This is a genomic window from Flavobacterium sp. (assembly GCF_017985075.1).
GTDB lineage: Bacteria > Bacteroidota > Bacteroidia > Flavobacteriales > Flavobacteriaceae > Flavobacterium.
In genome coordinates, this window is the sequence record NZ_JAGNYF010000094.1 from 1 (window position 1) to 4,906 (window position 4,906).

The 4,906-nt window shown below is 31.1% G+C and carries 8 protein-coding genes and 1 pseudogene; 3 read left to right on the forward strand and 6 right to left on the reverse strand.

Annotation, left to right across the window (positions count from 1 at the left end; genetic code table 11):
• The 3 genes from kdsA to KA468_RS10645 all read right to left on the reverse strand — a co-directional run.
• Positions 1-770 (reverse strand): 3-deoxy-8-phosphooctulonate synthase (gene kdsA / locus KA468_RS10635; protein WP_291242910.1); only part of this gene is annotated, 770 nt, incomplete at its 3' end.
• A gap of 41 nt (positions 771-811) precedes the next feature.
• Positions 812-1,279 carry a 2-dehydro-3-deoxyphosphooctonate aldolase gene (locus KA468_RS10640; RefSeq protein WP_291242911.1) on the reverse strand — a complete coding sequence of 156 codons (468 nt, stop codon included), beginning with the start codon at positions 1,277-1,279 and terminating at the stop codon, positions 812-814.
• Positions 1,280-1,281: 2 nt separating this feature from the next.
• Positions 1,282-1,761: a DUF4199 domain-containing protein gene (locus KA468_RS10645; protein WP_291242912.1), complete on the reverse strand. Its 480-nt coding sequence runs from the start codon at positions 1,759-1,761 to the stop codon at positions 1,282-1,284.
• A gap of 150 nt (positions 1,762-1,911) precedes the next feature.
• Here KA468_RS10645 and KA468_RS10650 point away from each other — a divergent pair, with 150 nt between their 5' ends.
• The 3 genes from KA468_RS10650 (at position 1,912) to KA468_RS10660 (ending at position 3,235) form a co-directional block, all read left to right on the forward strand.
• Positions 1,912-2,478 (forward strand): YeeE/YedE thiosulfate transporter family protein, encoded by a 567-nt coding sequence (locus tag KA468_RS10650; protein WP_291242913.1) that lies wholly within the window; start codon positions 1,912-1,914, stop codon positions 2,476-2,478.
• Positions 2,478-2,891 carry a DUF6691 family protein gene (locus KA468_RS10655; RefSeq protein WP_291242914.1) on the forward strand — a complete coding sequence of 138 codons (414 nt, stop codon included), beginning with the start codon at positions 2,478-2,480 and terminating at the stop codon, positions 2,889-2,891. Before KA468_RS10650 ends, KA468_RS10655 begins: the two co-directional genes overlap by 1 nt.
• A gap of 74 nt (positions 2,892-2,965) precedes the next feature.
• Positions 2,966-3,235, forward strand: a complete 270-nt coding sequence (locus KA468_RS10660) for a heavy-metal-associated domain-containing protein (protein WP_291242915.1) — start codon at positions 2,966-2,968, stop codon at positions 3,233-3,235.
• A 121-nt stretch (positions 3,236-3,356) separates the two neighbouring features.
• On the opposite strand, the gene KA468_RS10665 is transcribed toward KA468_RS10660, so the two are convergent.
• The 3 genes and pseudogenes from KA468_RS10665 to KA468_RS10675 form a co-directional block, all read right to left on the reverse strand.
• A complete protein-coding gene (locus tag KA468_RS10665; RefSeq protein ID WP_291242916.1) occupies positions 3,357-3,632 on the reverse strand; it encodes an ATP-dependent Clp protease adaptor ClpS in 276 nt (91 codons plus the stop codon).
• 29 nt (positions 3,633-3,661) lie between these two features.
• On the reverse strand, positions 3,662-4,501 hold the full coding sequence (prmA, locus tag KA468_RS10670; RefSeq protein ID WP_291242917.1) for a 50S ribosomal protein L11 methyltransferase: 840 nt from the start codon (positions 4,499-4,501) through the stop codon (positions 3,662-3,664).
• A gap of 102 nt (positions 4,502-4,603) precedes the next feature.
• Positions 4,604-4,906, reverse strand: a pseudogene (locus KA468_RS10675) (transketolase); the annotation flags it as partial.

A 4,906-nucleotide genomic window follows, 5' to 3' on the forward strand; every position in this document is an offset into this window, starting at 1 on the left:
CCTTCAAAATAGTCTAAATGCAACATATTTGCACCATCACTTTTAGCATTTGCAGGATCAAAATGGGTTTCAATAAAAATTCCATCTACACCTGTAACAATTCCTGCTTTGGCAATAGTTTCAATCATATCTGGTCTTCCTCCAGTTACACCACTAGTTTGATTTGGCTGTTGTAAAGAATGCGTAACATCTAATACAGTAGTTCCAAATTCTTTCATAGTTGGAATACCTCTAAAATCTACAATCATATCTTGGTAACCAAACATGGTACCTCTATCGGTAATCATAAAGTTATCATTACCACAATCCTTTACTTTTTGAGCCGCGTGTTTCATGCTTTCCGGACTCATAAATTGTCCTTTTTTCAAATTAACTGTTTTACCTGTTTTGGCAGCTGCTACAACTAAATCCGTTTGACGAACTAAAAATGCTGGAATTTGCAATACATCTACATATGCAGCCGCCATTGCAGCATCTTCGTTGGTATGAATATCAGTTACAGTTGGAACTCCAAATTCTTTTGAAACTTTTTCTAATATTTTTAGTGCTTTTTCATCTCCAATACCCGAAAAACTATCAATTCTTGAACGATTTGCTTTTTTGAAACTTCCTTTGAAAACAAATGGAATTTGTAAATTATCTGTAATTGTAACTAATTTTTCTGCAATTCGTAATGCCATTTCTTCGCCTTCAATGGCGCAAGGTCCTGCTAAAACGAAAAAATTACCGCTTTTTGTATGTTTAATTTGTGGAATATTGTCTAAGTTCATTTTGATAAATTTTAAGGTGCAAAGATAATAAAGTTAAGAGTTTAGTTATCAGAAGATGCAGTTTTTTTAATTGAAAATCCTTTTGGGCACATTATTTTACCTTTTTCAAATGTATTCACGTATATTTTTTTATTTGAAGGTGTTCCGTCTAAATATATTTCATATAACACTAAAGTTCCAGCACCCATTTTATTGTGTTTACTAGGAAATGGGCAACACGTTTCTATAATTTTATAGGTTACTTTTTCGCCGTTTATACCTGTAAAACTATTGAAAAAACGATTCACGTTTTGGTTGTTGCTGTTTTCATAACTAGAAAATCCTAGATTTATTGGATAAAATTCACTGTATCCGTATTGCATGTCGGATGCTGTTTCTACTAATTCAAATTGTCCAAAAACAATTTTAGGCAGCACGGCTGTGTCATCAATATTTTGAATGGTGTTTTTTGTACTTACACATGACAAGCAAAGTATAAGTAGGATACTAAGGAGGCTCAACTTTCTCATAATTATTTATTTTTTGTTTTTACAAGTAATGCTGCTAATGCTGCAAATATGATACCAAAAGATAACGTTCCAAAAGTTGCAAAAATCATATATGCGGTTATGTCAAACATAGCTTGTGCATTTTCTAGTTTCATCCCTTTAGAAACGGAATAGTTTATCATGTTTGTAAAAAAATCAGGATTTACATATTTTAACGAAAAATATAGAGCAAAGGGAGTTAAAATCATAGCGAAAATAGCTAAAATCACACCAGAAAGTAAACCTTGTTGCCAAGTCATTATACCTTTGAAAAAGTTTTTTTTCTTATCTAATAAAAACAGAATGTAAATTCCGAATATTAAAATAAATACTAAATTTGTAAATACAGGATGATTGGCAATGTTTGTATCATGAAAACCTAAATATTTTTCTAGTTGAAACCACATAATTCCTAAAAAAGTGTAGTATATTGCCCATTTAAATTCTATTTTAAATTTATTCATTTTTTGTATCTTTGAAGTCGGTTTTAAAAAGTCTGTAACAGAAAAATAACTGTTTCTACTTGAATTTCAAATGAACTCTTTATTTATAAAATAGTTACAATTGAAATCGAAAACAAATATAGTAATTCATTAAATACTATTTCACAAATTATGGAAGTAATTCAAGGTACTTGGCACTGGGCTATTTCTGGTTTTTTAATCGGACTTATTATGTTGGTTTTAACCTATTTTGGTAAAACTTTTGGCATGTCTTCTAATTTAAGAAACATCTGTAGCATGACATTTGCTAAAAAGAAAATCGAATATTTTGATTTTGATTGGAAGGAACAAAAATGGAACTTAGCTATTGCCTTGGGTGCAATAGTTGGGGGGTTTATTGCATCTTATTTTTTGATGGACACTACAAGTGTACTTCAAATAAATCCAAAAACAATTGCTAGTTTACAACAATTAAATATTGATGTTCCTAATGGTAAATTAGGTCCTGATGCTTTATTTAGTCTAGAAAACGCATTTACATTAAAAGGATTTTTAGTTTTGCTATTTGGTGGATTTTTAATTGGCTTTGGTACGCCTTACGCAGGTGGTTGTACCTCTGGTCACGCTATTTCTGGTTTAAGTAATTTGCAGATACCTTCTTTAATTGCTGTAATTGGCTTTTTTCTGGGCGGATTAATTTCGGCACATTTTTTAATCCCTTTAATTTTTGGTTCGTAATGAAATTAGTAAAGTTTTTTATAGTTGGAATTGTTTTCGGAATTGTTTTAACTAAAGCAGAAGCCGTTTCTTGGTACAGAATATATGAAATGTTTATGTTTCAAAGTTTTCACATGTATGGTATTATTGGAACCGCAATTTTTGTAGGTGTAACAGGAATTTATCTAATAAAAAAGAAAGAAATTCAAGGTTTTAAAGGCGCTGAAATAAAAATTCAAGATAAAGATTTTTCCTATTCAAGATATATTATTGGTGGAACCATGTTTGGATTAGGATGGGGATTAGTTGGTTGTTGTCCGGGTCCGATTTTTATTTTAATAGGAAATGGTGTTTTGTCAATTTGCGTTGTGTTATTAGGAGCTTTATTAGGTACTTATATTTATGGGATTTTGAAAAATAAATTGCCACATTAATTTTATGTTAAAGTGATATTTATCAGGTTTTTATCTTTATATTTTTTGTAAATTTACTTTATAAAATACTTAAAATGAAAACAATTGTTCATATACAAAATTTGAAATGCGGCGGATGTGCCAACACGATTTCAAAAAAATTAAATTCTTTAGATGATGTTTCCGAAGTTAGTATAGAAGTGGAAGACAATTCCGTTACTTTTGAATATTCAGAAGCTCACACTTTAGATGTCGTAAAGAATACATTAGCAGATATCGGTTATCCCGAAGATGGCGAAGCCAATACTTTAACTTCAAAAGCCAAATCGTATGTGAGTTGTGCTTTTGGAAAAATAACTTCATAAAAAATGTATTTCTTGTCAATCTGAACTTGTTTCAGATTCTATAATTAATTACTCAAGATTCTGAATCAAGTTCAGAATGACAAAGTAGTATAAAAAAAATCGACCAATTGGTCGATTTTTTTTATATGATTGCAGCACTTAAACCCGCATCTTGCAAGGAAGCACATTGTGGTTTTAGTTTTGGTAATTCCCCAGTTTTTACAGTGCATTGTCCTTTGTAATGTACTAAAATTGCACATTGTTCTGCTTGTTCCCAAGTATGGTCGCAAATTTTAACAAGTGATTCAATAACGTGATCAAAAGTATTTACATCATCGTTATATAAAACAATTTCGTTGTTAACACCAATGGCTTCTTCAACTAATACTTCTTCTAATGTTTCTGTTAATGTGCTCATAACTAATAATTTATTATAATGTAAAATTACTAATTTTTACTATATTTCAAACCTAACCAATTGTTTCTTTCTTTTTTCGATTCAAAAGTTAGTCCTAATTTTTCACAACATTCGTTTATCGCTTCGAAATCTTCTGTATAAAATCCGCTTAATAATAAAACGGCATTATCATTCATACAGTTTACATAAGTTGCCATATCATTTAATAAGATATTTCTGTTGATGTTGGCAATAAATACATCGTATTTCTGACCGTCATTTAACCAAGATGCATCGCCTTCGTATACGGATATGTGTTTGCAGTTGTTACGTTCAGCATTTTCAATGGAGTTTAAATAACACCAATTATCTATATCCACAGCATCAATTGGATGCGCGCCTTTCATTTCAGCTAAAATGGCTAAAATGGCTGTTCCACAACCCATATCAATGGTTTTTTTGTTGGCAACTTCTAACTCTAATAGATGTTGAATCATCATATGTGTCGTTTCATGATGCCCTGTTCCAAAACTCATTTTTGGCTCAATTACGATTTCATATTTGGCATTAGTTGCCGGATGAAAAGGTGCACGAACGTGGCAAATTCCGTCCACATCAATAGGAGAGAAGTTTTTTTCCCATTCTTCGTTCCAATTTACGGGCTCAATTTCATTGGTTGTGTATGAAATTTTGAAATTTTCATTCGTAAGAATTTCAATCTCGTTTAAAATATGTTCAGACCAAACGTCTTTTTGAACATAAGCAGAAATGCCTTCTTCGGTTTCTTCAAAGCTTTCAAAAGTGGTTTCTTCTAATTGAGCAATTAAAATTTGCGAACCCAATTCTATAGGTTTTATTGTAAAATGGTATGCGATGTAGGTGTTTGCCATTTGGATTTATTTAAAACTTATATTTTATTTATTCCTTATATGTTTTATTGTTTGACCATATAAGGAATGTAAGGAAATAGAAGCTTGTTTTTTTTATTTTAATTAATACAATTTCGGAAACTTATTCGGATTTGCTTCGTGCATCATTTCGTACACTTTTTCAAAAATATCTTCGGCACTTGGTTTAGAAAAATAATCACCATCCGTTCCGTAACTTGGGCGGTGTGCCTTAGCAGTTAAGGTTTGTGGTGCGCTATCTAAATGTTTGTACGCGTTTTGATTTTCAATAATTTCTTGTAAAATGAAAGCGCTTGCTCCACCAGGAACATCTTCATCAATTACTAATAAACGGTTCGTTTTAGCTACTGATTTTACTATATCGTGAGCAATGTCAAAAGGCAATAA

What these genes read in the sequence shown, in the direction of transcription:
- KA468_RS10640 (WP_291242911.1), bottom strand. Translation starts at nt 1,279, where the DNA reads ATGAGAAAGTTGAGCCTCCTTAGTATCCTACTTATACTTTGCTTGTCA.
- KA468_RS10645 (WP_291242912.1), bottom strand. Translation starts at nt 1,761, where the DNA reads ATGAATAAATTTAAAATAGAATTTAAATGGGCAATATACTACACTTTT.
- KA468_RS10650 (WP_291242913.1), top strand. Translation starts at nt 1,912, where the DNA reads ATGGAAGTAATTCAAGGTACTTGGCACTGGGCTATTTCTGGTTTTTTA.
- KA468_RS10655 (WP_291242914.1), top strand. Translation starts at nt 2,478, where the DNA reads ATGAAATTAGTAAAGTTTTTTATAGTTGGAATTGTTTTCGGAATTGTT.
- KA468_RS10660 (WP_291242915.1), top strand. Translation starts at nt 2,966, where the DNA reads ATGAAAACAATTGTTCATATACAAAATTTGAAATGCGGCGGATGTGCC.
- KA468_RS10665 (WP_291242916.1), bottom strand. Translation starts at nt 3,632, where the DNA reads ATGAGCACATTAACAGAAACATTAGAAGAAGTATTAGTTGAAGAAGCC.
- prmA (WP_291242917.1), bottom strand. Translation starts at nt 4,501, where the DNA reads ATGGCAAACACCTACATCGCATACCATTTTACAATAAAACCTATAGAA.